A 23,833-nucleotide genomic window follows, 5' to 3' on the forward strand; every position below is an offset into this window, starting at 1 on the left:
GTGTCACCGGTTTCACCGGGGGCGTCCCTCCGTTCGGCTGCGGTGTCAGCGGGGATTGGTTCACCGGGGCTGGGTCTCCGTCTCCGGGCTTGTGCCCGTCTGCGAGGGGTTGCTCGTGCCGTGCCACGAGGGATCGTGCGAAGGGGATCGGTCCGAGAGGGGTCGGTCCGGGAGGGGCGCGCTCGGCGCGGGGCCGTTCGGCATGGGTTCGTGCGAGGCGGGTTCGTGCGAGGCGGGTTTGTACGTCGTGGGTCCGTCGGCGGGAGCGGCGCGTGCCAGCAGATGCTCGACCAGTGCGAGCAGCGCGTCGATGGACGCGTTGGTGTCACGGGCGTCGCAGGCCACCATCGGAGTGGACGGCTCCAGATCGAGCGAGCGGCGCAACTGCTCCTCCGTGTACTGGCGCGAGTCCGGGAACGTGTTGAGCGCGACTGCGTACGGCAGCCCCGAGTCCTCGACCAGCCCCAGCACCTCGAAGGAGTCGTCTATCCGCCGGGTGTCGACCAGGACGAGCGCCCCGAGCGCCCCGTACGCGATGTCCTCCCAGAGCGCGCGGAAACGCTCCTGCCCCGGCGTCCCGAACAGATAGAGCACGATGCCCCCGCCGAGGGAGATGCGCCCGAAGTCGATCGCGACGGTCGTCGTGGTCTTGTCCCGTACTCCGGCGAGGTCGTCCACGGACACGGACGCCTCGGTCAGCCGCTCCTCGGTGTGGAGCGGCCGGATCTCGGACACGGAGTCGATCAGTGTGGTCTTGCCGACTCCGAAGGGGCCCGCTACCAGGATCTTCACCAGCTCACGGGCGCTGTCCGGCAGATGCAGGCCGCCGGGGTCGGCGACGCCGGTGCTAGAGCTTGAGGGCGCGAAGGCCATCGGCGACTCTCTCCAACAGTTCAGGGCCGGGCAGGGCGGCGTACGGGACGGGTGGGCGGGCGGTCACCAGCCCCCGGTCGATGAGGTGCGCGGCGAGCACGCGTACGGCGGAGACGGGCAGTTCCAGCAGCGCCGCGGTCTCCACGACGGTGAGCGAGCCGCCGTCCAGCGCTTCGAGGAGGGTGAGCTGGGCGGCCGGTAGATCCGCCGGAACGGGTGGTGCGGAAGGCAGGGAGGCGGCGGGAGGGGCTGGAGGTGCGGGTCCGGCGGGACCGGGACCGGGATCGGGACCGGAGGCGCGGGAGGCCGGGGAGACCCCCGCACCCGACGGTTCCGGCTGAGCGGTCTCGGCGGTCTCGGCGGTCTCGGCGGGCTGGGCGGTCTCGGCCGACGGGGTCGGCGGCGAGCTACGGGAGGCGGGCAAAGGGACGGCGTTCTCGGGTGACCAGGCCGTTCCGGGGAGCCGTGCCGGCCCGCCGGAGCCGCCTGCCCCCGCCGCCCCCGTAGTCGACCCGGCCGACCCGAATGGCACGCCGGACGCGCCGGACGCGTTGTAACGGTCCTGCTCGCCGCGTCCGCCCTGTCCTTGGGGTCCTCGGGGTTCTCCGGGTTCGCCCGGTCTGACCAGCCCCGTCAGTACCGACAGCCGCTCCAGACTGTCGAAGCTCGGCCGTGTCTGCCCACCGGTCGACAGATACGCGGGCACCAGCGGCCTGCCGCCCCGGCGAGCGGTCATGCCGGACTGTCGTCGCCATCGGTTCCGCGCGGCGCGGCGGTCATGGCCTTCTCACCGAGCCTGGCCACCTGCGAGTGCACCCGGTGGGCGAGCAGATCGAGGCGTACCTCGGGATCGCCGTACGCGGCGACACAGGTCCCGTGGTTGGTGGGCGCGACCAGGATGTAACCGTGGTCGGACTCGACGACCACCTGGCGCACTTCGGCGCCGTCCTTGTCCGCGAAGGCGGCGGCCGCGGTACGGCACGCCCCCTGCACGGTGCTGATGATCGCGGCCGTGCGCTCGGCCGACGCGCGCGAGAGCCGGTCGGAGTAGCCGGAGACCAGACCGTCCCTGGTCAGCAGGACGGCTGCCCGTACATGCGGGATCTCCAGGATCGGATCGAGCACCCACGCGGTGTCGCCGGTCTCTCGGGAGGTACGGGTGGTCATCGGGCTTCGTTCCCTTCGATGTCGACCGCCTTCCGGGCGGCGGCGGTCCCGGCCTGCAACGCGCCGAGCGCGGCGGCGGCGTCCTCGGGAGTGAGCGCGGGCGTCCGGGGCCGGGACGGCTGCCGGGCGTCGGCGGCCGTGGTCATGCCACCCGCGTTGCCCGTGCTGCCCGCGCCGGGCGGTCTGGCACGGCGTCGGCGGCGGGGGAGCGCGTCCTCCTCGGGCGCGGTCGCCGGCTCGTGGGTGATCGCGTCGGCACGGGCGGGCGCGGGAGGAGTCGCCGGTACGGCGTGTACGGCGGGCGCGGCGGGTGGGTTACGCGAAGGGGCGGGTCCGGTATGCGAAGGGGCGGGCGCGGGGCGCGGGGGGATCCGGGTCCGGCCCGACGGCTCCTGAGCCGCCGCCTCGGCGGCCCCCGCTCCGGTCCCGGCTCCGCGTGTGGAGCGCGCGGCACTGGCGGCGGGCGGGCGCTCGGCCGGGTCGATATGGCTCAGCAGATGGTTCTTGACCAGCAGCACGGCCCGTACGCCACCGTACGGAGACGGCGACGACAGATCCACGGACAGATCGAACTGCCGGGTGAGTTGGCCGATCGCGGCCAGTCCCATCCGGGGCGGGTCGCCCAGTTCGGAGAGGAGGATGGGCTCGCTGCCGGCCACCATGCGCTGGGCGTAGGCCCGTTCGTCCGTGGCCATGCCGACGCCCGCGTCGTCCACGGTGATGGTGACGCCGTGGTGCGCGCGCTCCAGATTGACCGTGACGGCGGTCTCGGGGGACGAGTGGCGCAGGGCGTTGTCGAGGAGTTCGGCGACGATGATCGCGACGGGTTCGACGGAGTGGGAGACGAGCGCGGTGCCGTCCTCCAGGTGGTTGTTGACCTTCACCCGGTGGTAGCCGACGAGCCGTGACTGCCCGCCGGTCACCGCGTCCACGAGATGCGACTCCTCGCGGGCGAGCCCCACCCAGGCCCCGCAGACCACGGCGGCGACCTGGGCGCGGCGCAGGGACTGCTCGTTCTCGTGGTCGAGTTCGAAGAGGGTCTGCGCCAGTTCGGGGTCGTCGTAACGCTGTTGCATCCCGCGCAGTACATCCTGCAGCCTGTAGAGCCCGGCCTGGATCTCGCGGGTCGTCCCCCGCATTCCCGCGCGGGCGGCCGCGTCGACGCGCTTGCGCTCCTGCGCCAGCGCGGTCCGCAGTCCGTCAAGGACTTCGTCCAGACCCGCACCCAGGCCCGCGCCCAGACCCGTGCCCAGCCCACCGGCCACGAGATCCGGACGCAGCGGGCCCGGCACCTTGACGTGGGGATGGGCGGTACGGGTGGCCGCCGCCGGGACGCGCTGCCGCGCCAGGTGGAAGACCTCGGTCGCGTAGGTGTGCGCCGTGCGGTCGGCTTCCTGGCGTGCGACGTCCAGATGCGAGCGCAGGGTCGCTATCTCCTCGCGCTGCCGGGTCCGCGCGCGGCGGGACCGCAGGAGACCGCCCCCCAGTACGAAGGCCGACAGGGTCCCGGCGGCCAGGCCGGCGGCGGCCAGGTCCGGTAGCTCGATCATCGCATAGACCTCGGGGCAGGGCGGTGGTCGGGAACGTCGGGGGGCGACCCGCCCAAGTACACACCGTCATCGTTCGATAGCGGGAGGCTCTGCGGCAACAATTCGTGAACTAGTCATGAGAACTGATCATTTACGCCCGATGTATCTGGGATTGTGTCAGTCTCACGGTCTGACCTGCGGGTTGGGGAAGTAGCGGGTCTAGTCGGGCATAGGTTTACATGGAACGCATACGCATCATGAGCGCCATCTCATGAGTCTCCGCCTTGCGCAGCCCTACGGCGGCCCTGTGCATCCGGCCTCCGGGAAGCTCGTTACAGCGGCTGCCGGTGGGAACGACCACGGCCGGACGGGCACGCTGAGCCGCTGAGCCGCTGAGCCGCTGAGCCGCTGAGGTTCGCTGAGCCGCTGAGGTCCGCTCAGTCGCCTGGGGTTCGCTGAAACGGGGCCGGACCCGTCCGGGAGGGGATCGGCGAGTACGGCCAGGCCGTGAACAACGGCTTGACCTCAACCGCCGTACCAGCCCCGAGGCCGTCGCACAGCCCTATCGTTGGCCGATGCACGCACATCAGGTTGACCGCCCAGCCGATCTCGACGTGGTTCGTGAGTCCTATGACCGGGTCGCCGACAACTACGCCCACATGGTGGTGACGACGGGGATCGGCGACATCCGTCGCCATCCATGGCACAAGGCGTCGATCGACGCCTTCGCCGACACCGTGAGCGGACTCGGGCCCGTCCTCGACGTCGGCTGCGGACCCGGAACCGTGACCGCCTACCTCGCCGAACGCGGACTCGACGTGTCCGGGGTGGACCTCTCTCCTCGCATGATCGAGAACGCGCGCCGTCTTCATCCGCAATGCCGCTTCAGCGTCGCCTCCGCCACCGACCTCGAACTCGGTGAAGCGTCCCTCGGCGGTGTGCTCGGGTGGTGGTCGCTGTTCAATCTCCCCCGTGAGGTCCTTCCCCAGGTTCTCGCCATGTTCGCGCGCGCCCTGAAGCCGGGCGGACACTTCATCACCGCGACACACGTCGGCGACGAGGACATGCTGCGCACCGAGGCTTACGGAGGCGTACCCGTTCGCTGGACGACGCACAAATGGCGGCCGGAGCAGCTCGTGGACCTGATCGAGCAGGCGGGCCTGGACCCGGTCGCCGAACTTCGGCTTCCCCCGGAGGAGTACAGCGGGCCGGGTCTGGTCGTCATGGCCAAGCGACCCGGCTGAGGATCAGTCGTCCGGAGCGGCACGGGGTCTTCTGCCGGGCAAGGCTCCTCCGGACGGTCGCGAGCCGGTTGGACGCCGGTTGAAGGTGCCGCTCTGGTGGGCGATCCGCAGGCTTCGGCGGTGATGTCGGCGGGCGACGATTCGGTCGGTGAATCGTCAAGCGAAAGATGATGCCGACGTGATCGACTTGCGCCATTGGGCGATCCGGATCACCTTCGTAAGGAGGAAGCCGAACACCGAGATCGCAGTTAATATCCTGCATCCTCGACTCGGATAAATATCCTGCACCCTCGACTCGTTTTCGCGGATGTCAGGTGGTAGGTAAATGGTCGGTTCCGAGGCTGTCCTGGCGGACGCCGACGGTCGCACGATGCGAAAGTCGAGCCGGATTTAGGAGGAATCGATGGCCACCCAGACGAACTCCTATTACGTCGTCCAAAGCATACCCGTAGGGTCGCGGAGCGAATTGACATGGGGCCCTCACCCGTACTTCGACCAGGGAACGTTCAGTGTTTCCGCGCATCCGGTCACCAGCCTCCGGCAGACGCTCTTCTGGCTCACGGTCGACGACATCTCGATGGGCAAGAAAGACATCGGCTCCGGAGACATAGACAATATCCAGTCCTACCTCTGGGTGAAGGTGAGGAACAGCGGGCTGGCCGGTCAAGGAAATGTGGGTTCCTACACCGTCTACCTCACTCGGAATATTCCCTGATCGAGCAAGGCGCACAGTCTGGACGGTCATACGGCAAGCACCGGAGGGACAAGCCATGCACGTTTCCGTAACTCACGATGCCCAGGGGTTCATCACAGCTCTCGCGGCGTCTCCGCCCGATGCGCCGGCGGTGAGCCTCGCGCCGCAGGCAGGGGAGAGCGTCACGGAGTTGGATGTCCCGGAGGTCAGCGCCGAAGGCGACCCTCAGCAGATCGTCGAGCGTCTGACAGACCTGGTCGAGAACTACCGCGTCGACGTTCGCGCCGAGACGCTGACACGGACGCTGACACGCAAGTAGGACCGGCTGCCCCCTTGTTCGCCCGCAGGCCGAGCATCAGGCCATCGCACCTTCGGATGTCGGACCATCGGGCGCGCCCGCCGACCGTCGACCTCCGGCACGGAACGCACGAGTACGGCCACGACGGCTCCCCCTCCGCGCCGCCGCGGCCGTACTCGGTTGTGCTGATTCAGCTCGGTCGGGCTCGTGCGAGCCCTTACGGCCTCACGGCACCACCGGCCGGAGGTGCGGGCGGCGCGGGCGTGTGCCGATCGGTCAACGTGACGTCGCCGGCCGGGGGCGCGGGCGGTGCGGGTGTGTGGCGGTCCTGCGGGACGATGCCGGCGTCCGCGGGCGGTGCCGGGGGCGCGGGTGTGTGGCGGTCCGTCGACGTGACGTCGCCGGCCGGGGGCACGGGCGGTGCGGGTGTGTGGCGGTCCTGCGGGACGATGCCGGCGTCCGCGGGCGGTGCCGGGGGCGCGGGCGTGTGGCGGTCGGTCAACGCGACGAACCCGGCGGGCGGTGCGGGCGGCGCCGGCGTGTGGCGGTCCTGCGGGACGATGCCGCCGTCCGCCTCGGGCGACGGAGGTGACGGAGGTGACGGAGTATGACGGTCCAGAGTGGTGATGTCGTCGGTCGGAGGCACGGGCGGCGTGTGCCGGTCGCCCGTTGTGATGGAGTCCGCTGAGTTCCTGTCGCTCATTGCTCTGCCCCCCATGTGGGTCGTTCCCTATCCGAAACCAGAGGCGGCCTTCCGGCCGGAGACTCCCCCGAGGGTCGCCGGACGGAAGGCCGGAGGACCATCCCTCGCCCCCCGGAGAAGGGACGGTCCTCGTGGGATCCGTCTGCCCCCCGACGCGACGGATCAACTGCATAGAAGCATCCCGGATCGGCATAAACATTCGATGAACGTCCTGGCAGAAAGCTGTCACAAGGTGCTGAGCCATGGGGAACGGCCGGTCGGCACCCCAGCGGACGCCTCGGCCGACCTGGTCATCCGGCGGTCCGCCGGCCGACCGGGACGCCCACGGACGACGCCCCGACGGGAGCCCTGCCCGACACCCTCGCGCCGCGCCCGCCCGAACGCGGAAGGCCCGCCCCGACGCCTCCCACGCCGCGCCCGCGCCCGCGCCGAAAGCGGAAGGCCCGCCCCCGCCCCCGCACCCTCACGCCGCGCTGAGCGGAGACAGCAGTCTCCGTGCCTCCTCCGCCTCCGGCGCGCCCGACTCCGTGTGCAGGGCCAGGGCCTGCCGCCAGCAGGCGCGGGCGCGGTCCGCCTGGCCCAGCGCCGCGAGGGCCTGGCCCAGGGTGATCAGCACGTTCCCGCGGATGCGGTCTCCGCCTATGAAGCCGATGGCGAGCGCCTGCTCCGCGTGCTGCGCGGCCCGTGCGGCCCGCCGGGCGGCGAAATGGACCTGGGCGATACGGAAATGGGTCGTCCCCTCCCACAGCCGCTGCCGGTTCGTCTCGAACAGCTCCAGCGCTTCGAGGAGCTGCTCCAGCGCCTCCTTGTGCCGCCCCGCCTGAGTGAGCGCGATCCCCAGGGCGTAACGGCCGTTGGCCAGCCGCAGGGTGTGCCCGATGCACTCGTAGAGCTGGACGCCCTGCTCCGCCATGGCGATCGCCTCGGAGATCCGGCCCATGGAGATGTGGATACGGGAGAGATTGCAGAGCGCGCTGGCCTCGCCCGGCTGGTTGCCGTCGGCGCGGGAGCCCTCCGACGCGCGCCGCAGATGCCCCTCGGCCTCCTGGTAACGCCCCTGGTTGAAGGCGATGATCCCCCGGTCGTTGTCGGACCAGTACACGGATACGGGGTCGTCGACCGCCCTCGCGAGGGTCCCGGCCCGCTCCGCCTCCTCGTCCGCCTCCTGGTAACGGCCCGCCACCAGATGGACGTTGGTCACCGATACCCGCGCCCGCGCCTCCGCACGGCGGTCCCGGGACACGCGGGCCGCGTCCCGCAGCGCCAGCGCGACCATCTCGTACAGCTTGGAGTTGGCCCCCGACTCCGCCAGATCCCCGGCCGCCCACAGCAGGTCGACGGCGAGCCGCAGCCGGGTCGGGCCCGTGGCCTGACGGGCGCTCGCCAGCAGACAGTTGGCCTCCGCGTACAGCCAGTCCTGCGCCTGCTGACGCCCGGTGAAGACCCGGCCCTCGTGGGCGGCGGGCCCGAGATGGTCCACCAGCCGGTCACCCGGCCGCTCCACCGCGAACACCCGTACCACCGTGGCCAGATAGAAGTCCAACAGCCGCGACAGCGCGGACTCGCCCGCCTCCGGCCGATCGTCGCGCTCGGCGCACACACGCGCGTAGAGGCGTACGAGATCGTGGTACCGGTAACGGCCGGGCGCGGCCGACTCCAGCAGCGAGGTGTCGACCAGCGCCTCCAGCAGATCCTCGGTCTCCTGGAGCGGGCGCGCGAGGACCGCGGCGGCGGCCGACAGCGACATGTCGGGTCCGTCGGCGAGCCCGAGGAGCCGGAACGCGCGGGCCTGCTCGGGCTCCAGCTGCCCGTAACCCAGCTCGAAGGTGGCCTTCACGGCGAGATCCCCGGCCTGCAGCTCGTCCAGCCGCCGCCGCTCGTCGGCGAGCTTCGCGGCGAGGACGGAGACCGTCCAGGTGCGGCGGGCGGCCAGCCGGGACGCGGCGATCCGGATGGCGAGCGGCAGGAAGCCGCAGGCCGCGACCACGTCGAGCGCGGACTGCCGCTCGGCGGTGACCCGTTCGTCCCCCACGATGCGGGTGAAGAGCTGGAGGGCCTCCTCCGGAGACATCACATCGAGATCGACCAGATGCGCGCCGGCGAGATCGACCATCCTGACCCGGCTGGTCAGCAGGGTCGCGCAGCCCGCCGTGCCCGGCAGCAGCGGCCGGATCTGGGCCGCGTCCCGCGCGTTGTCGAGCAGGACGAGGACACGGCGTCCGGCGAGCGTCGAGCGGTAGAGCGCGGAGCGTTCGTCCAGCGTGTCCGGAATCGCCGAGTCCGGTGTGCCGAGGGCACGCAGGAACGCGCCGAGCACCGCTTCCGGTTCGGCGGGCCTGCTGCCCGTGCCCTGGAGGTCCACGTACAGCTGGCCGTCCGGGAAGTGCGGCCGGGCCTCATGGGCGACATGGACCGCGAGGGTCGTCTTGCCGACGCCGCCGATGCCCGCGAGCGCCGAGACCGCCATCACCGAGCCGTCCGCGGTCGCGAGCCGGCCGCTCAGCTCCCGTACGAAGGAGACGCGGCCGGTGAAGTCGGGCACGGTGGCGGGGAGCTGAGCGGGCTGGGCGATCCGCACCGTCTGGGGCTGCTGCTCGGTGGGCGCGGCCAGCTCCGCGTCGGCCCGCAGAATGCGCTGCTGCAACTGGGAGAGTTCGGCGCAGGGATCGACGCCCAGCTCCTCGGCGAGGAGTCTGCGGGTGTCCGCGTACACGGCGAGCGCCTCGGCCTGGCGTCCGCTGCGGTACAGGGCCAGCATCAGCAGCTCGCGCAGCCGCTCCCGCAGGGGGTGGGCGGCGGTGAGCGCGGTCAGCTCCGAGACCGACTCCGCGTGCGCGCCGGCCTCCAGATCGAGATCGAGCCGGGTCTCCAGGAGCTGGAGCCGCCACTCCTCCAGGCGGGCGCGCTGATTCTCGGCGTACGGCCCCGGCACATTGGCCAGCGGCTCGCCGTCCCACAGGCCGAGCGACTTGCTGATCAGCTCGCGGGCCTGATTGCGCTCCCCGGCCGCGCGCAGCTTCTCCGCCTCGGCGGCCAGTTCCTCCGCCACGGAGAGGTCGAGGCAGTCGCGCTGGATCCGGATCGCATAGCCGCCCGACTCGCTGACCAGGGCGTTGACCGCGAGGATCTTGCGGAGCCGGGAGGCGTACGTGCGCACGGCGGCGAGGGCCTGCGAGGGCGGGTCCTCGCCCCAGATGGCGTCGATCAGCTCCGAAGCGGTGGCGGTACGGCCGTCACGCAGGAGCAGCGCGGCGAGCAGGGCCCGCTGCTGCGGGGAGCCGGACGGCAGCGGCTCCCCGGCGGACCAGGCGCGCACCGGGCCGAGCACGCTGAAGCGCAGGTCGAGGACGTCGCTGCTGTCGCCGGGTGTCGGAACACGCTGTTCCGGAACGCGTGGCCCGCTGTCACGGTCCATTGCTGCCCCCTGCTCCCAACTGCCGGTTCGCCCCCGACAGTCTGCCTTGTGCACGGCTGGTACGTCAGCTAGGGAGCGCTTCCTTCCCGCACCTTGCCCCGGCCGGGCTGTGCGCTAACTACGGTTGGCGATCTTTCGCCACGCTTTCCGGACCGGTGCGAGACGGCGGAATTCCGCCGGTTCCGCGCCGCGTGGGCGGGCTTCGGCGGGGGTGGGCTCCCGCGCAGCCCTCTGCCCAGTAGTGCGCACTTCCGTAAGGTTGTGCGCATGGACACCTATCCCATCACCGAAGCGCGGAACAAGCTGGGGGCGCTCGCCCGGCAGGTCGGCGCTGAGCAGAAGCGCGTCGCCCTGACGGATCGGGGCCAGATCATGGCCGTGCTGATCAGCCCGGCCGAGCTTGAGGAACTCGAGTACCACCGGGTCAACGCCGAATATCTCGCTCGGAAGGAACGCGGCGAGACCGGCCCCGGCATCCCCCACGAGGAGGCCCGCCGCCGGATCCTCGGGGATACCGCGTGACCTACCGCATCACCTGGGAGCCCTCCGCCCTGGCCGCCGCGGAGAAGCACGCGGCCGACGACCGCCAGGGCATCCAGCAGGTCTTCCGCGCCGTCGACCTCCTGGCCGACGACCCGCGCCCCTCCGGCGCCTTCACCGTCGGGGCCAGCGGCGTCTACCGCATCCAGGTCGGCTTCTACCGCGTTCAGTACGAGGTCCACGACCAGACCGTGACCATCACCGTCTTCCACCTCGGCCGAGCCTGACCAGGGCCTGTTTCGGAAGCCGGGGCGAGCGTCGGTTCTGGAGGGAGGCTTTCGCCGTAGGGTGAAAGGCGGCCGAAGGCGGCCAACGGCCAAAGGAGCCATGGATGACGCGGTACCTGATCTCGTTCGACGACGGCGCGATGAACTTCACTGAAGAGGAGTTGCCCGAGGTGGCCGAGGCGTCGCTCGACGTGGTGCGTCAGGCTCGGGACGCCGGTGTGTGGGTCTTCGGCGGTGGACTGGAGAAGCAGCAGGCGAGCGTCGTGGCCGTCAACGGGACCGTCACCAAGGGCCCGTACCCGGAGACCAAGGCGGTGCTCGGCGGGTTCGCGGTCATCGATGTGCCCTCACGTGAGGACGCGCTGGAGTGGGCCGCCAAGCTCGCTGCCGCGTGCCGCTGTGCGCAAGAGGTCCGGGAGATCCTGCCCGACCCGACCGACTGAACGAAGACGGTACGCCGCGGCCGGGCCCGGTTCGGGGGTGGCTTGCGACTGAGGGATCGGCATGACGTCGGCCTGTGGGCGACGCGGTCGGGCGGCATGATCCGATGGACGAGGCCGCCCCTTCCGCCGGCCTTGCCTGGGCACCCGCTCAAGGAAGCGGCCTGCCCCCTCCACGAACTTTTCCCGAACTTCCCCGAACTTCCCCGGAGCAGCGCGAGTCGGGCGACGGCTCCGTGGCGTCCGGCCCGGTCAGGGCCTGTAGATCTTCCCCGGCTCGGCTTTCGCGGGTGCGAGGAGCTGAGAGACGGTGACGAAGGTGTATCCGCGCGCCTTCAGCTCGGTGATGATCCCGGGGACGGCGGGCACGGTTCCGGCGTAGATGTCGTGCAGCAGGATGATGCCGTCGCGCTTGGCCTGCTTGAGTATCCGCTTCCGGATCAGCGCGGAGTCGGTGGTCGAGTAGTCCTTCGCGGTGGCGTTCCACAGGATCTGCGCGAGTCCGAGTTCCTTGCAGACCTTGGTCACATCGTCGTTGATCCGCCCCTGGGGAGGGCGCATCAGGGTCGGCTTGCGGCCGGTGATCTTCTCCAGCTCGTCCTGCGTGCGGGTCAGTTCCGTACGTATCTCGTCCTGCTTCAGCTTGTCGAGGCGGGGGTGGGTCCAGGTGTGGTTGGCCACCTCGTGCCCCTCGTCGACGAATCGTTTCACCACTTTCGGCCACTTGGTGAGGTGGTTCTTGCCGAGGACGAAGAAGGTCACGGGGACCTTCTCCTTCTTGAGGAGGTCGAGCAGTTGCGGGGTGTCCTCGCCGGGGCTGGAGTCGAAGGTCAGCGCGATGCACTTGACCTTCTCGCAGTCCGTGCCGGACGTCACGGACCCCTCGGCGTCCTCGCGGGCGGCGGCGGGTGCGGTGGTGTCCATGGCGCATCCCCCGAGGGTCAGGGCCAGCGCCGCGACGGCCGCCGAGACGGCCGTGGTCCTGGCTCTTCCCCTGTTTTCGGGCATGACGGAAATCCCCCTCCATGGACGGTGCTGCTATCCGGATGGCGGTGGTCGGCCGCCGAATGCCGGTGAGAACTCGGCCGTACCCTACACACGGTGTATAGCGAACCCTTCGACTGGGGGTGGAGACGCGTTGATCGCGTTCCGGGTTGCCTGGGCGGGCGTACGGGGGCGTACGGGGGTGTGCGGCGGGCGTACGGAGAGCGTCGAGGACGGCCGTCGCGGACGCCGCCTCCGGGCCGTACGCACGGCGGGACGCCTCCGCTCATTCCCGACAAGTGGGCTGACGTATCGTCATCCCCGGGACCTCTCCGGGTGCCCTGGTCCCCGGCGGTCGAAGCGCGACGGTGGCGGTTACGCGGATCAACTACGAGCAGCTCGCCCCCTGTTGGCCGTCTGGCCCTACCGCGCGCGCACGTCGGTGCGACCGCGCCGCTAGACTGCCCGCCAGTTGGGCAGAAACCTGCCTCACTGGGTTGAAATTCCCCAATTCGTTAGAATGGGAAGAGCATGACTATCGTTTTACCGCCCGATGTCGGCACCGGCCTTGAGGGCGCCTTCGCCACTCTCAAGACGCCGTACAAGTGGCGCGCCGTCACCTCGTACTTCAAGAGCGAGGTCCCGCCCCGCGCCCACACCAGCAACGTGCACGTCGTGCCGTTCATCGGGGACCGGGTCGTCCTGCTGCATGCCAAGGAGTCCGGCTGGGGGCCGTCCGGCGGCACACTGCTCGAGGGTGAGGCCATCGAGACGGCCGTCACCCGCGAACTGGCCGAGGAGATCGGCGGTACGGCGTCGCGCTGTGAACTCTTCGGGCAGTGGGACAGCGAGACCACGGCCGAAGTCGCCTACCGGCCATGGCTCCCGCATCCCAGGTTCGCCATCGCGCTGGGCTGGGCGGACGTCACCATCACGGGCTCGTCAGGCGATGACGGCGGTGTCGAGATGGAATCGATCCTGGAGGTCTCGATCCTTCCCGTTCGGGCCGCCGTCGCGCGCCTGGAGCTGCACGGCGAACATCACCTGGCCGCGCTGTACCGCGTCGCCTCCGAGGTGCGCCGGGCAGCCAGGGGCTGAGCCGCGTACGGTTTTACGGGCCGCGACGGCTTACGGACCGACGGCTTACGGACCGACGGCTTACGGACCACCTACGGCTTACGGGCCACCCAGAGACCGCGCTTGAACAGGGGCGCGGTCTCTTCGCGTACGTCGACGAAACCCGCCGCCCTGATGGCCGCCTTCACCTCGTCCGCGCGGTGGAGCGTGAAGTCGTAGTGCTCCTCGAAGGTACGCAGGCCCTCGTCCGTCCCGATGGTGGTGTGGAAGTCGATGCTTCCGCCGGGGTGGCCGTAGGCGACCCGCACCACCGTCACCCCGACGCCCCGGTGGTGGGCGACGCGAACCTTCCTCGGCTCCCAATCCTGGGGGGTGTACCAGGGTTCGACGACGAGAAGGCCGCCGCTCACCAGATGCCGGGCGAACGTGGCAAAGGTCGGATCGAGTTCGCTCGGCCCCGCGTACCCGATCGCTCCGTCCAGGAGGAGCAGCACATCGGCGAGGAGCGGCGCATCGGCGCCCGGCCCCGGCAGCCGGAAGTCCCGCATCCTCCCGTGGACGAGCGTCACCTGGTCGCCGAGCTTCTCGCGGGCGACGGCCAGCATCGGCTCGCTGACGTCCACCCCGACGCGGTCGTACTCCGGGAGCCGCGCGAGCAAAGTTCCGGTGCCGCAGGCGACTTCGAGAACGGTCTTCGCCCGCGGGGCGTACCGCTGGACGAGCCCGCGGACGGATTCGGCCTCGGCCTCGTAGTCGCGGTGCGACTTCACGAGGTCGTAGAAGGGCGCGATGTCGGTGAACACCCTCATCCTTTCCGCTCTTGGAGATCTCTCGGCTCTTTCAGCCGAGTCGGCCCGAGCCGGACGAGGAGCGGCTTGATGCAGCCGGGGTCGTCGCCGTCGAGCGAACCGTTGACGTGCAGGCGCATCGCCGGGCACTCGGCATGGCAGGTGGTGTGACGCGAGCAGGACCCGCACTCCTTGTTCTCGGGCAGGCTCCGCATCCGGTGGAACGCGGGGGCGTCGGCCCAGAAGTCGCCGAGGCTTCCCGGCGTCCAACGACCCGCCTGGAAGTCCGACCCCAGGAACGTGCACGGAGACACCGAGCCGTCCTCGTCCACGAACATGATCCGCGTGCCCGCGCCGCAGTCGTTCTCGGACAGCAGGAGGGGTTCCTTGGCTCCGGCCTCGACGTTCATGAGGTCTTCCACGCCGCAGTGGGCGGCCTCGTTCAGCTTGACCACGGCGTCGTAGTAGGCGGGCGTCCCCTCGGTGATGATGTCCGTCGTCCCGATGACCCGCCCGGAGGGCTTGGCCCGCCGAGCCTTCACCGGCACGCCCAGCTCTGCGCAGAGATCGAGCACGGCGTCCACGTCGCGGAGGTTGGAGTTCATCAAGGTGAAGCGGATGGTCGGTGTGATCCCGGCGTCCAGCATGGCGCGGACACCGTTGACGGTGCGCCGGAAGGATCCTTCGCGGCCCCGGATGCGGTCGTGGTTCTTCTCGGCTCCGTCGATGCTGACGTTCACCCGCACCTGATGACGGAGGAACCCGCGGAGGTCGCGCGGCCTCGTGACCGTGCCGTTGGTCGTCAGCGACACGCCCATGCCCTCGGCGCGCATGGCGCCGACGAGCCGCCATATGTCGTGCCGCAGCAGCGGTTCACCGCCGCCGACGACGACCAGGAAGACACCCAGCTCTCCGGCTTCACGGATGAGTGCCAGCAGCTCTTCGGTGGTCGGCTCCGTCCTTCCGGTCGGAGACGAGTCCGACATGCAGTGCAGGCAGGTCAGGTTGCAGCGGTTGGAGACGCTGACGAACAGCTTGAGCGGGGCGGACAGCGCACCGGGCAGCGGTGGCCGCTGAATGCGCCGGACTGATCTGCCGGACGCTTCCAGCCCGGCCACGTCCTCCTCGGTGACGGGCTCGACCGAGTGCTTCACGCAGTCGAAGAGCAGCCAGTTCTCCCGTTCCCGTCGGGCGAGGAAGTCGAAGCGGGCCACATCGGTGTCGGTGTCGGAGTCGGCGTTGGTGTCGGCGTTGGTGTCGGTGTCGGCCGGAGCGGTTGACACGATGGCACCTCTCGGAAGTGAAAGTCGGGGCGTCGGTGCGGCTCGGAGGTGAGTCGGGGTGTTCGTGCGGCCCGGAGATGAGTCGGGGTATTCGTGCGGCGTACCGCTCAGAAGCGAGTCGGCGCGTCTGTGCGGCGGATCAAGCCGGTACCGCCGTCGACGAACGCTTCGACGCCTTCACCGGCCGCGAGCTGAGCGAGCGGAGTGCCCGCCACGGAGATGTAGGCGAACGCCCGGCGGTGCGGGATGGTCTCGGGAAGGTGCCGGGGGTCATGGCTCAGCCGGAAGCCGTCGAGCGCGTCGACCACCAGCGTGGGATCGCCGCGGTGGAGACGCGCCACGATCGCCGGGCAATCGGCCAGTGCCGTCGTCCGCTTCACCATGACGGCCGGGCGTCCGGGAACGTCCTCGTCCACGACGCGCGGTTCGCCGGTCCAAGAACCCCAGATCCACGGTGTGCGGTGCCAGTCGGCCCGCGGGCGCGGCAGACGAGCCGGATGCAGCACGCGCGGCATGTCCTTCGGGATCGGCCGGAGTTGTACGGCGATCACGCCCGGAGGCGACACGAACCCCTCCATGTCGAGATCGAACCCGACCACTTCGCGCAGGCCGCTGATCACCCCGTACAACTGGAGTGGGTCGGCCTCGACGACGCTGCCCGACCGGATGTGGTCGCCGGTCACGGTGGCGTGGTCGACCACCTCTCCGCCCCGTACCTCCGTGAACGTGCGCCGCCTGTTACTGGTGGACTCCACCAGGAGCCGACGCCGGTAGCCGTAGGCGAAGAAGACGCCCGACAGCCCGTCGGTCTTGACGTACTGCTGGAACGCGAGGCTCCGTGTCCCTGGTGGCGCGTGCGCGATCGCCTCGGCCACCATCTGGCGGGCCAGACCGACGTCGACGCCGTCCCAGAAGCGGCGACGGGACGAGTAACGCCCCCTCGTGCACGCGGGCGAGAAGCTCTCCTCATGACCGGAGTACTTCAAGGCGAAGCCGGCTGAGAGCGAAGAAGGGAGTGTCGCGACCAGTTGGTCCGCCCCGATACGAGCGGCGTCCTCGAGGCTCAGGATCAGATCGTCGGGGACGATCAGATCGAGGGACGCGGCGGCCCGCCGCAGAAGCGCCAGCCCCAGAGCGGAGCCTCCCTTCCGCCAGTACAGATCGATCAGGGAAGCGTCCGTGATGCCCACGCGGCTCAGATGCCGAGCCGCGGTGTCTAAGCCGATTCCCGCTACTTCATGCGTACCTGAGTTCACTCGTCCCCCAAGGTCATCTCAAGGTGGAAGGTCAAGGAGGGACCAAGTATGCGGAGTGCGAAGGCATGCGCATAGGCTCCGGGCAGATGGCCGGAACGCGCTCTTCGGGGCTTGCCTCCGGCATCACCGGCACCCAACTCGCCGACGCGCGCAACAGGAACGGCCAGGGCTTCGCAGCGGAAGCACACGCCCTGGCGCCGGTCGGCGAACGAGCCCGCCCCCGGCCGCTCGTCTTGGCCGAGCGCCGCCCCACCACAGAGAGTCGCCCATCGCCTCCCCCCTTGAGCCGAGGCGAGATGTGTCAAGAAAACTAGACCCGACGTAAAGAATGCTTTACATTCGATGGTGTCAAGTTTCTTTAACATGCGGGGGTGTGGTCATGGCGTTCGAGGAGAAGCGGGCGTGGATCTCGGGGGTGATCGCGGTCGTGGGGTACGCGATCTATCTGGCGGTCGTGTCGGCGCGGGTGGACGGAGGTCCGCTCGTGGAGGTCGCGTACGAGGCGGCGCTGCTGTGGACCGTCGGCTCGGGCATCGTCGCGGCGATCGTGCTCGAAATGGTCGTCGCGATGACGTCGGGGCGTGAGACCAAGAGGAAGGACCAGCGCGACCGCGAGATCGGCCGGTTCGGCGAGTACGTGGGGCAGTCGTTCGTCGTCATCGGCGGACTCGCGGCGCTGGTGCTGGCGATGGTCGAGGCGAGTCACTTCTGGATCGCGAATGCCGTGTTCCTCGCGTTCGTGCTGTCCGCCGCGCTCGGGGCCGTCGCCAAGATCGCCGCGTACCGCCGGGGGCTGCCCGCATGGTGAAGCCGACCCGCGTCACGAACTCGATCCGGTCCCTGCGGTTCGAGCACGGCCAGATGACCCAGGCGGAACTCGCGGACCGTATCGGCGTCACGCGACAGACCGTCATCGCCATCGAGGGCGGGCGCTACTCGCCGTCTCTCGAAATGGCCTTCCAGATCGCCCGGGTCTTCAAGGTGCCGCTCGACGCGGTGTTCCAGTACCCGGACGGCGACCTCGGCAGCGGCAGTGACGGTAATGGGGGATCGACGGCATGAAGGCGATCGCGCAGGACACCTACGGCTCGGCGGACGTCCTGCGACTGCGGGACATCCCCCGGCCCGTGCCGGGTGACGGCGAAGTACTCGTACGCGTCCACGCGGCCGGCGTCGACCCCGGAGTCTGGCACCTCATGACCGGCCTGCCCTACCCCGTCCGCGCCGCCGGTTACGGGCTGCGCACGCCCAAGATGCCCGTCCGGGGCCGGGCTCTCGCGGGCCGCGTCGAGGCGGTCGGCGCGAACGTGACCGGATTCGAGCCGGGTGACGAGGTGTACGGCACCGGCGAGGGCTCCTTCGCCGAGTACGCCTGCGCCCGGTCCGACCGGCTCGCCGCCAAACCCGCCAACCTCACCTTCGAACAGGCCGCCGCCGTCCCCATCTCCGGGCTCACCGCCCTGCAAGCGCTCCGCGACGCGGGGAAGGCGCAACAGGGACAACGAGTCCTCGTCATCGGCGCCGGGGGAGGCGTCGGCACGTTCGCCGTCCAACTCGCCAAGACCTTCGGCGCGCACGTCACCGGCGTCTGCAGTACGACCAAGACCGACCTGGTCCGATCGCTGGGCGCGGACGAGGTGATCGACTACACCCGCGAGGAGTTCGCCGACGGAGTACGCCGCTGGGACCTCATCCTCGACACCGCGGGTAACCGCCCGCTCTCCCTGCTGCGCCGCGCGCTCACTCCCAAGGGGACCCTCGTCCTCGTCGGAGCCGAAGGCGAGGGACGGTGGTTCGGCGGCATCGAACGCCTGCCCGCCGTCGCGCTGTTGTCGCCGTTCGTGAGCCAGACCCTCCGTAACCTCCTCGCCAAAGAACGCGCCGAGGACCTCGACGTCCTGCGGGAGATCATCGAGGACGGCAAGGTCACGCCCGCGATCGACCGGACGTATCCGCTCGGCGAGGCCCCCGACGCCATCCGATACGTGCAGAAGGGCCACGCGCGAGGCAAGGTCGTCGTCACGGTGGTTCCGCCGGCCCCGCCTGGACACGATGCTCGTCGTGGCACGGGTCTCCGGCCCAGGCCCGGACCGGTCAGAAGGTGAGACCGGAGCGAGCGGCCAAGCCCCGCAGCTCGGTCGTGGTCCGGCCCGAGACGAGAAGGCCCTGAACCATGGAGCGCACGGCCGACCGGGTGTGGGTCTCCTGCGGGGCCATGCGTTCGGCGGCCAGGAGGGCGCGCACGCAGTCGTCGCGCCGCCCCCATGCCGCGTAGGCGGTGGCCACGTCGCTGTAGTAGCGGGCCTGCCGCTCCACCGTCGGAAGCTGCCGGGGGATCAGGGCCTTGGCGGCCGTCAGGGCGCGGCTGGGATCGCCCGCGGCGTTCTCGGCCGAGACGAGGTGGAGTTGGATGGTGGCGGGGGAGAAGCCGCCGCCGTGGTGGCGGAGCCGGGTGATGCCGCGCAGGGCAGTGGCGATGGCCACGGCCTCGTCGGTCAGCTCCCGCATTCCGTCGGCGTCGCCGGCGCGGGCGGCGGTGTAGGCGGCGGTGTAGGCGGCGGACTGGACGAGGAGGCCGCGTTGGGCCGCGCCGTCCGGGCCGGTCGTGCGAAGCGCGGGGTCGTCGGCGGCGGCCAGCGCGATGGACAACGCTTGGTCGTGCCAACCGGCGCGACGCGCCAGCACGGCGAGCTGCCGGGCGGCCTCCGCCGACTGCATTGGGTCGCCCGTCGAGCCCGCGTACTGGCGGGCGCGGTCGGCGGCCATCCACCCCAACTGCTGCTCGTCCAACTTCACGAGCATCCGGGTGGCGAGGACATAGGCGCGGGCGAGGCAGGTATCGGTGCCGTCGGCATGGCCGGTGCGGATGGCGGCCGGGAGCAGGACCGCCAGCGCGGTGTAGTCGCAGACGTGGAACGCCGCGAGCGCCCGCTCCAGGAGCGTGTCCGGGAGTTCCGTACCGGGCGGGCGGGCGCCGATGCCGAGCATGGCGTCGCGGAGTCCGGCCACCAGGGCGTTGCCGGCGGCGGCGTCGGTGTCGGGCTGCGGGCTTCCGGAGGGGAGGGGGATACCGGCTGCGGCGGCGGCCGTGACCGCCAGGCCACCCAGCAGGCGCCGTCGCCTCACAGGGTCGTCTCCTTCTCGTTCCGCTGGGCACGGGTCGGGGGGTGTCCGGCGCGGCCATGGTCCCACGGCGCCGGATCGGCCGCCCGCACTCTCCGCAGGCGTCGGCGCGGGGGCGGCGCGCGCCAGGCCCAGTTCGACGGGGTCGATCCCGAGCACGGTCGCGAACCCGCGCAGGACGTCGATGTCGGTCAAGGGGGTCAGGCCCCGTTCGTAGCGAGACAACTGTCCCGCCGAGTAGCCGGTCCGCTCGGATAACCGGGCCAGCGAGGACGGCCTGCCGGACGGCGGCCTGCTCGGCCTCCCTGAGCACCTGGTGCACCCGACCGGCTTGCCACGCGGCCGCATGACCAGCGCTTCCCGGCCGCCGTCCCGCCACTTCGTCCACCAGATGTCGACCGCTTTCAGCGACACCCCGAACACTGCTGCCACGTGCTCACGGTCCCGCCCGCCGCCAACGCAGCCACCGCCCGCAGCCGCAGGGCCTCCTGCGCCGACGGCGACAGATGCCGCACGACCCCCGCCAGATCGCTCACACCCCTCCAACGACCCAGAACACAGAGCATTTCTGATCAATAGAAGATGGAGCTGAGAGCTGCCCGCATCTGGGCGGCGCTCCGGTACCGGGCGTCAGGCTGTGGTGCTAGAGCCTTCTCCAGGACCTTCTCAACAACAAGGGGCACCTCGGGTACGAACTCGCGGGTCCTGATGGTTGGAGGAGTGGTTCCGATCTCATAAATGTCCCGACCTGGCGGATGCAGGCTCTGGCCAGTGACCATTTCATAGAGGGCTGCCCCTGCACCGTAAATGTCCCGCTGCACATCCGGGGGAGCACCCCGCCATGCCTCAGGCGACATATAGACCGGAGTGCCGATCACCCGATCCTCATGATGCATGGACGCATTTATGCTGGAGATTCCGAAATCGAGAATCTTCACGCGTCCGCTTTGGCCTAGAATGAAGTTTGCCGGTTTGACGTCGCAGTGAATAACCCCGGCGGCGTGCGAGTGATCAAGCCCGTCGAGGACATCCAAGATAACGGCTACAGACTCGACGACCGTCAGGCGCGCTGCAGACAGAACAACTTTCATGTCCCATCCTTGCACGTACTCCATGACAATAAACTGCCCCGTCGAATCATCGATCAGATCATAGACGGACCCGATGGACGGATGATTGAGAGCGGCCGCAGCGCGCGCTTCATAGTAGAGGTGATGTTTGAGTTCATGTCGACCTTGCAGGAGATACGAATGAAGGCTTTTGAGCACGACAGCCCTCCCCAACAAAGAGTCTTCGGCAAGAAATATCGATCCCATTCCACCACTAGAGACCCTCGTTGGGTTTACGTACCGGCCGCCGCCAGGATTTCCGTCAGGTTCATCGGGTGGCAACCCATTCCGCCCAATGAACCCTGTTTTATCACGGAAAATGGAGTGCTCCACAGTAGTGGAGCTGCGGCGGAGGGTGGTCGGGAGAGAGCCTAACTGCTGCAGGCGTGCCACGAGTTCTTTTAGTGATTCGCGCGGCGAGAGGGAAGTAGTCGACCCCACAGGATCAGGGATGTACGCCTGGTTGATCGCCAGCCCCATGCGCCCGGAGGTGTCGCTGCCCGTCTTGTCGGGGCGGGGCCGCCCCTTCGCGGCGAGAGCATCCTTGATGCTCTCATAGACTTGGTCAACGCTGAGGACCGATGGCCCGCCCTCGATCCCTTCGCTGAGAACAGAAAGAAATTCACCAGTGAACGCGGTATATTTCTCACCCTCGGGGGCAAGGGCAACCCGATCGTCTCTGGCTGAAGTGATGACGACCGTTCCTGCAGCTGCCGCCTGCGACTTCACTGCTTCAGAAGTCCCACCCATGACGGCCTGAGCCTTGCCGCTGAAGCAGCTGTCGATCACCGCGATCCTGCTCTTGGCTCGCGAGCGAGCAACGAAATTCCGAATCCACTTATAGGAAACACCGGTCCACGGCTCATCTAGTCGCGACGCAGGCAGTGAGAGTACGAATTCTAGATCCTCGTCGAGAATTCCGTGCCCCGCGTAGTAGAGCAAGAGGGTGTCACGCGCTGCGGAAGTCGCCTCCCGCAGCGGCGCAATAAGGTCCGCTGCATCTTCAGCACCGTCGATAACCACGCAATGTTCCGACGGCAGGCTCCAGCCTCGGGGAGAGGTGAAGAATTCACGCAATCCCTCAAGGTTGTTCTCAACTGCCGGTAGATCGGGGGCTTCGCTGTAGTCGGAGAAGCCGATGAGCACCACACGTGACCGTAGCGGGTCCGGTAGATTCGTCATATCCGCAGGCGTCAGGACGGGTCGTCAAGTGCTTGAGCAATCCGCCTGATTTGTTCCGGATCATCGGTGTCGACCGTAACGCGGACTTGATTCCGTTCAATGACGACCTTGCCGTTCGCCGGCCCGGTGCGACGCCATGCCGCGATAGCCACGATGAGGCTCGCCAGCTGAAATCCGCTGTCAGCAACAACTCGAACAGCCTCGAAGGCTGCACCCATGTCGCCGCTACGTATGGGTGCTCGACTCAGCTCGATCTCTGCCTGGTGGCCGACGACTTCGTCCCCTCGGAGCCAGTCGGCCAGCCGATGCAGGCTCGGCTGGTCTACGCGGCCAGGCCCTTCCACCGTCAGTCGATACACCGTCATCAGTCGCCCCCCGCCTCGCCTTCGTGCCTGAAGGATACGCAATGAGCTCCACAGCAAGCGGCCGGTTCTTCGGCAGGATGCGCTCGTCCACACTCGGCGCCCAGTTGCGGATCACCGACGCCGACGTCCTGTGGGGGATCACCGAGGACGGCGAGGTCACGCCAGTCGTCGGCCGGACGTATCCGCTCGGCGAGGCCCCCGGCGCCATTCGATACGTGCGGGAGGGCCATGCCCGGGGCAAGGTCGTCGTCACGGTGGTGTGAGGCGGGGGCCGCGTTCGGGTGCCGTGCTCAGGCGCGGTACTCAGACCCGGTGCTCAAGTCGCTTGCTCAAAACCGGCGTTCAGGTACCGGATTCCGTACGCGGCGGGTACATGACCGCCAGGGCGCGCGGCAACGGGCTGGGCAGCAGGACCATGTCGGGCCACGGATCGGCGAGCCCGCCAGGCCGGGGCGGCAATATGGCGTGGCCGGTGTCCTCCGTCTCCTCCGGCTGTTCGCGAGAGTGGCACTGCTGACTCATACGGTTCCTCCGAGGAGGGTCTTCAACGCCTGCTGGGGTGCGGGGAGCGGGCGGTGCTGGTGGAGTGCTCGGCGGAGCATGGCGGGGCCGACGAGGTAGTGGTGCTGGCAGGGGCGTAACCAGTATGGGCCTCCGCCGCCGCCCGGCCCGTGCCGGTCCAGCGGTGGCAGGGTGATCGTGGCGGGCGCGCCGACGCAGAGTCCGTACGGGTGGTGGGCCCATCGGCGGGTCGTGCCGGGCGGCACGAGGAAGTAGAGCCAGGGCCGGTCGGGGTCGGCGATGACCGGTCCGCAGCCCTGGGGATGCGTGGCGTCGATGGTGTCGGCGACCGCGTGCCCGGCGGCCCCGGCGGCGCTGACCACCACGTCGAACAGCCCGCCGCCGAGCGGCATGACGGCCCCACGACGGGCGTCGGCGGCCAGCAGCGCCCGTACCCGCAGGGTCAGTTCGCCCATGTCCGAGGCGACCGGGCCGACCAGTTCGACCGGTTTGACCGGGCCGGTCGGTTCGGAGTCTCGCGGGAACATCACGGGCTCCCGGGCGACAGCGTCAGCGCGCACCACGTGCCGGTGCCGTCGGGGGTGACGCCCCAACCGTCCGAGCAGGCCGCGACGAGGTGGAGACCCCTGCCGTTCTCGTCCAGCGGGCCGGCCCGCCGTGTCTGCGGTACGCGCATGCTGTCGCTGCCCACCTCGATGCACAGGTGCGCGTCGGTACGCCACAGCCGCACCCCGACCGCGCCTTCGCCGTGCTCGAACTCATTGGTCACCAACTCCGAGATCAACAGCTCGGCGGTGTCCGCGAGTCCGTCGAGCCCCCACAGCCGCAGATGCGCCTGCCCCACCCGGCGCATGAGGGCGGGCCACAGCCGGTCGGCGTCGGTGAGGGGATCGCCGGGCTTTCCGGACCGGCACAGTCTCACTTCGAATCCGGCCATAGCCGTCGAGTCCGGTGGGGTGGCGGTCATAGGCATGGGCGGGTCCTCTCGCAAGCCTGTGGTGGTGGCGCGCAGAC

The 23,833-nt window shown here is 69.6% G+C and carries 23 protein-coding genes and 3 pseudogenes; 11 read left to right on the forward strand and 15 right to left on the reverse strand.

The window, feature by feature from the left end; all coding sequences use genetic code 11:
* Positions 1-261 precede the first annotated feature (261 nt).
* The 4 genes and pseudogenes from ACWEFL_RS15240 to ACWEFL_RS15255 all read right to left on the reverse strand — a co-directional run.
* Positions 262-873 (reverse strand): annotated as a pseudogene (locus ACWEFL_RS15240) (GTP-binding protein); the annotation flags it as partial.
* Positions 848-1,158 (reverse strand): annotated as a pseudogene (locus ACWEFL_RS15245) (DUF742 domain-containing protein). The pseudogenes ACWEFL_RS15245 and ACWEFL_RS15240, both read right to left, overlap by 26 nt.
* Before the next feature lie 447 nt (positions 1,159-1,605).
* Entirely contained in the window at positions 1,606-2,040 is a 435-nt protein-coding gene (locus tag ACWEFL_RS15250; RefSeq protein ID WP_451711944.1) for a roadblock/LC7 domain-containing protein, read from the reverse strand.
* The gene (locus ACWEFL_RS15255) at positions 2,037-3,590 is read right to left on the reverse strand and encodes an ATP-binding protein (RefSeq protein WP_451711946.1); all 1,554 of its coding nucleotides are present in this window, start codon (positions 3,588-3,590) and stop codon (positions 2,037-2,039) included. The genes ACWEFL_RS15250 and ACWEFL_RS15255 overlap by 4 nt, the downstream gene beginning before the upstream one ends.
* Positions 3,591-4,144: 554 nt before the next feature.
* On the opposite strand from ACWEFL_RS15255, the gene ACWEFL_RS15260 reads away from it, so the two are divergent.
* The 3 genes from ACWEFL_RS15260 (at position 4,145) to ACWEFL_RS15270 (ending at position 5,826) form a co-directional block, all read left to right on the forward strand.
* Entirely contained in the window at positions 4,145-4,813 is a 669-nt protein-coding gene (locus ACWEFL_RS15260) for a class I SAM-dependent methyltransferase (RefSeq protein WP_451711948.1), read from the forward strand.
* 403 nt (positions 4,814-5,216) lie between these two features.
* Positions 5,217-5,528: a hypothetical protein gene (locus ACWEFL_RS15265; RefSeq protein WP_451711950.1), complete on the forward strand. Its 312-nt coding sequence runs from the start codon at positions 5,217-5,219 to the stop codon at positions 5,526-5,528.
* A gap of 55 nt (positions 5,529-5,583) precedes the next feature.
* Complete coding sequence (locus tag ACWEFL_RS15270; protein ID WP_451711953.1) at positions 5,584-5,826, forward strand: hypothetical protein; 243 nt, start codon at positions 5,584-5,586, stop codon at positions 5,824-5,826.
* 1,145 nt (positions 5,827-6,971) lie between these two features.
* Here the strand turns inward: ACWEFL_RS15270 and ACWEFL_RS15275 are convergent.
* Positions 6,972-9,923: an AfsR/SARP family transcriptional regulator gene (locus tag ACWEFL_RS15275; protein ID WP_451711956.1), complete on the reverse strand. Its 2,952-nt coding sequence runs from the start codon at positions 9,921-9,923 to the stop codon at positions 6,972-6,974.
* A 267-nt stretch (positions 9,924-10,190) separates the two neighbouring features.
* On the opposite strand from ACWEFL_RS15275, the gene ACWEFL_RS15280 reads away from it, so the two are divergent.
* From ACWEFL_RS15280 to ACWEFL_RS15290, 3 genes are all read left to right on the forward strand, one after another.
* Positions 10,191-10,445 carry a type II toxin-antitoxin system Phd/YefM family antitoxin gene (locus ACWEFL_RS15280; protein ID WP_451711958.1) on the forward strand — a complete coding sequence of 85 codons (255 nt, stop codon included), beginning with the start codon at positions 10,191-10,193 and terminating at the stop codon, positions 10,443-10,445.
* Positions 10,442-10,690: a type II toxin-antitoxin system RelE family toxin gene (locus ACWEFL_RS15285; protein WP_451711961.1), complete on the forward strand. Its 249-nt coding sequence runs from the start codon at positions 10,442-10,444 to the stop codon at positions 10,688-10,690. The genes ACWEFL_RS15280 and ACWEFL_RS15285 overlap by 4 nt, the downstream gene beginning before the upstream one ends.
* Before the next feature lie 104 nt (positions 10,691-10,794).
* Positions 10,795-11,133 (forward strand): YciI family protein, encoded by a 339-nt coding sequence (locus ACWEFL_RS15290; protein ID WP_451711964.1) that lies wholly within the window; start codon positions 10,795-10,797, stop codon positions 11,131-11,133.
* Between the two features lie 249 nt (positions 11,134-11,382).
* On the opposite strand, the gene ACWEFL_RS15295 is transcribed toward ACWEFL_RS15290, so the two are convergent.
* Positions 11,383-12,138: a polysaccharide deacetylase family protein gene (locus ACWEFL_RS15295; RefSeq protein WP_451711967.1), complete on the reverse strand. Its 756-nt coding sequence runs from the start codon at positions 12,136-12,138 to the stop codon at positions 11,383-11,385.
* A 507-nt stretch (positions 12,139-12,645) separates the two neighbouring features.
* Here ACWEFL_RS15295 and ACWEFL_RS15300 point away from each other — a divergent pair.
* Entirely contained in the window at positions 12,646-13,212 is a 567-nt protein-coding gene (locus ACWEFL_RS15300; protein WP_451711969.1) for an NUDIX domain-containing protein, read from the forward strand.
* A gap of 71 nt (positions 13,213-13,283) precedes the next feature.
* Here the strand turns inward: ACWEFL_RS15300 and ACWEFL_RS15305 are convergent, their stop codons facing one another.
* The 3 genes from ACWEFL_RS15305 to ACWEFL_RS15315 all read right to left on the reverse strand — a co-directional run bounded on the left by ACWEFL_RS15305 (position 13,284) and on the right by ACWEFL_RS15315 (position 16,452).
* A complete protein-coding gene (locus tag ACWEFL_RS15305) occupies positions 13,284-14,000 on the reverse strand; it encodes a class I SAM-dependent DNA methyltransferase (protein WP_451711972.1) in 717 nt (238 codons plus the stop codon).
* Entirely contained in the window at positions 13,997-15,262 is a 1,266-nt protein-coding gene (locus ACWEFL_RS15310; RefSeq protein WP_451711975.1) for a radical SAM protein, read from the reverse strand. The genes ACWEFL_RS15305 and ACWEFL_RS15310 overlap by 4 nt, the downstream gene beginning before the upstream one ends.
* Before the next feature lie 107 nt (positions 15,263-15,369).
* Positions 15,370-16,452, reverse strand: a complete 1,083-nt coding sequence (locus ACWEFL_RS15315; protein WP_451711977.1) for a hypothetical protein — start codon at positions 16,450-16,452, stop codon at positions 15,370-15,372.
* A 445-nt stretch (positions 16,453-16,897) separates the two neighbouring features.
* On the opposite strand from ACWEFL_RS15315, the gene ACWEFL_RS15320 reads away from it, so the two are divergent.
* Genes ACWEFL_RS15320 through ACWEFL_RS15330 form a run of 3 tightly spaced genes read left to right on the forward strand, consistent with a single transcriptional unit; the run spans position 16,898 to position 18,623 of the window.
* Positions 16,898-17,326, forward strand: coding sequence for a hypothetical protein (locus ACWEFL_RS15320; protein ID WP_451711979.1), 429 nt, complete (start codon positions 16,898-16,900; stop codon positions 17,324-17,326).
* Positions 17,320-17,580, forward strand: a complete 261-nt coding sequence (locus ACWEFL_RS15325; protein WP_451711982.1) for a helix-turn-helix transcriptional regulator — start codon at positions 17,320-17,322, stop codon at positions 17,578-17,580. Before ACWEFL_RS15320 ends, ACWEFL_RS15325 begins: the two co-directional genes overlap by 7 nt.
* On the forward strand, positions 17,577-18,623 hold the full coding sequence (locus ACWEFL_RS15330; RefSeq protein WP_451711983.1) for an NAD(P)-dependent alcohol dehydrogenase: 1,047 nt from the start codon (positions 17,577-17,579) through the stop codon (positions 18,621-18,623). The genes ACWEFL_RS15325 and ACWEFL_RS15330 overlap by 4 nt, the downstream gene beginning before the upstream one ends.
* Here the strand turns inward: ACWEFL_RS15330 and ACWEFL_RS15335 are convergent.
* From ACWEFL_RS15335 to ACWEFL_RS15350, 4 genes and pseudogenes are all read right to left on the reverse strand, one after another.
* Complete coding sequence (locus tag ACWEFL_RS15335) at positions 18,613-19,644, reverse strand: XRE family transcriptional regulator (protein WP_451712126.1); 1,032 nt, start codon at positions 19,642-19,644, stop codon at positions 18,613-18,615. The two genes, ACWEFL_RS15330 and ACWEFL_RS15335, sit on opposite strands and share 11 nt — an antisense overlap.
* A 189-nt stretch (positions 19,645-19,833) precedes the next feature.
* Positions 19,834-19,989: pseudogene (locus ACWEFL_RS15340) on the reverse strand (hypothetical protein); the annotation flags it as partial.
* Positions 19,990-20,213: 224 nt separating this feature from the next.
* The gene (locus ACWEFL_RS15345; RefSeq protein ID WP_451711986.1) at positions 20,214-21,896 is read right to left on the reverse strand and encodes a caspase, EACC1-associated type; all 1,683 of its coding nucleotides are present in this window, start codon (positions 21,894-21,896) and stop codon (positions 20,214-20,216) included.
* Between the two features lie 47 nt (positions 21,897-21,943).
* Positions 21,944-22,297, reverse strand: a complete 354-nt coding sequence (locus ACWEFL_RS15350) for an effector-associated constant component EACC1 (RefSeq protein WP_451711987.1) — start codon at positions 22,295-22,297, stop codon at positions 21,944-21,946.
* Between the two features lie 41 nt (positions 22,298-22,338).
* Between ACWEFL_RS15350 and ACWEFL_RS15355 the strand changes: the two genes are divergently transcribed.
* Entirely contained in the window at positions 22,339-22,560 is a 222-nt protein-coding gene (locus ACWEFL_RS15355) for a zinc-binding dehydrogenase (RefSeq protein ID WP_451711990.1), read from the forward strand.
* A 255-nt stretch (positions 22,561-22,815) separates the two neighbouring features.
* On the opposite strand, the gene ACWEFL_RS15360 is transcribed toward ACWEFL_RS15355, so the two are convergent.
* Both ACWEFL_RS15360 and ACWEFL_RS15365 read right to left on the reverse strand, forming a co-directional pair.
* A complete protein-coding gene (locus ACWEFL_RS15360; protein ID WP_451711993.1) occupies positions 22,816-23,346 on the reverse strand; it encodes a hypothetical protein in 531 nt (176 codons plus the stop codon).
* Complete coding sequence (locus ACWEFL_RS15365; RefSeq protein ID WP_451711996.1) at positions 23,346-23,792, reverse strand: ATP-binding protein; 447 nt, start codon at positions 23,790-23,792, stop codon at positions 23,346-23,348. Before ACWEFL_RS15365 ends, ACWEFL_RS15360 begins: the two co-directional genes overlap by 1 nt.
* Positions 23,793-23,833 lie beyond the last annotated feature (41 nt).

The organism is Streptomyces sp. NPDC004838, assembly GCF_053600955.1.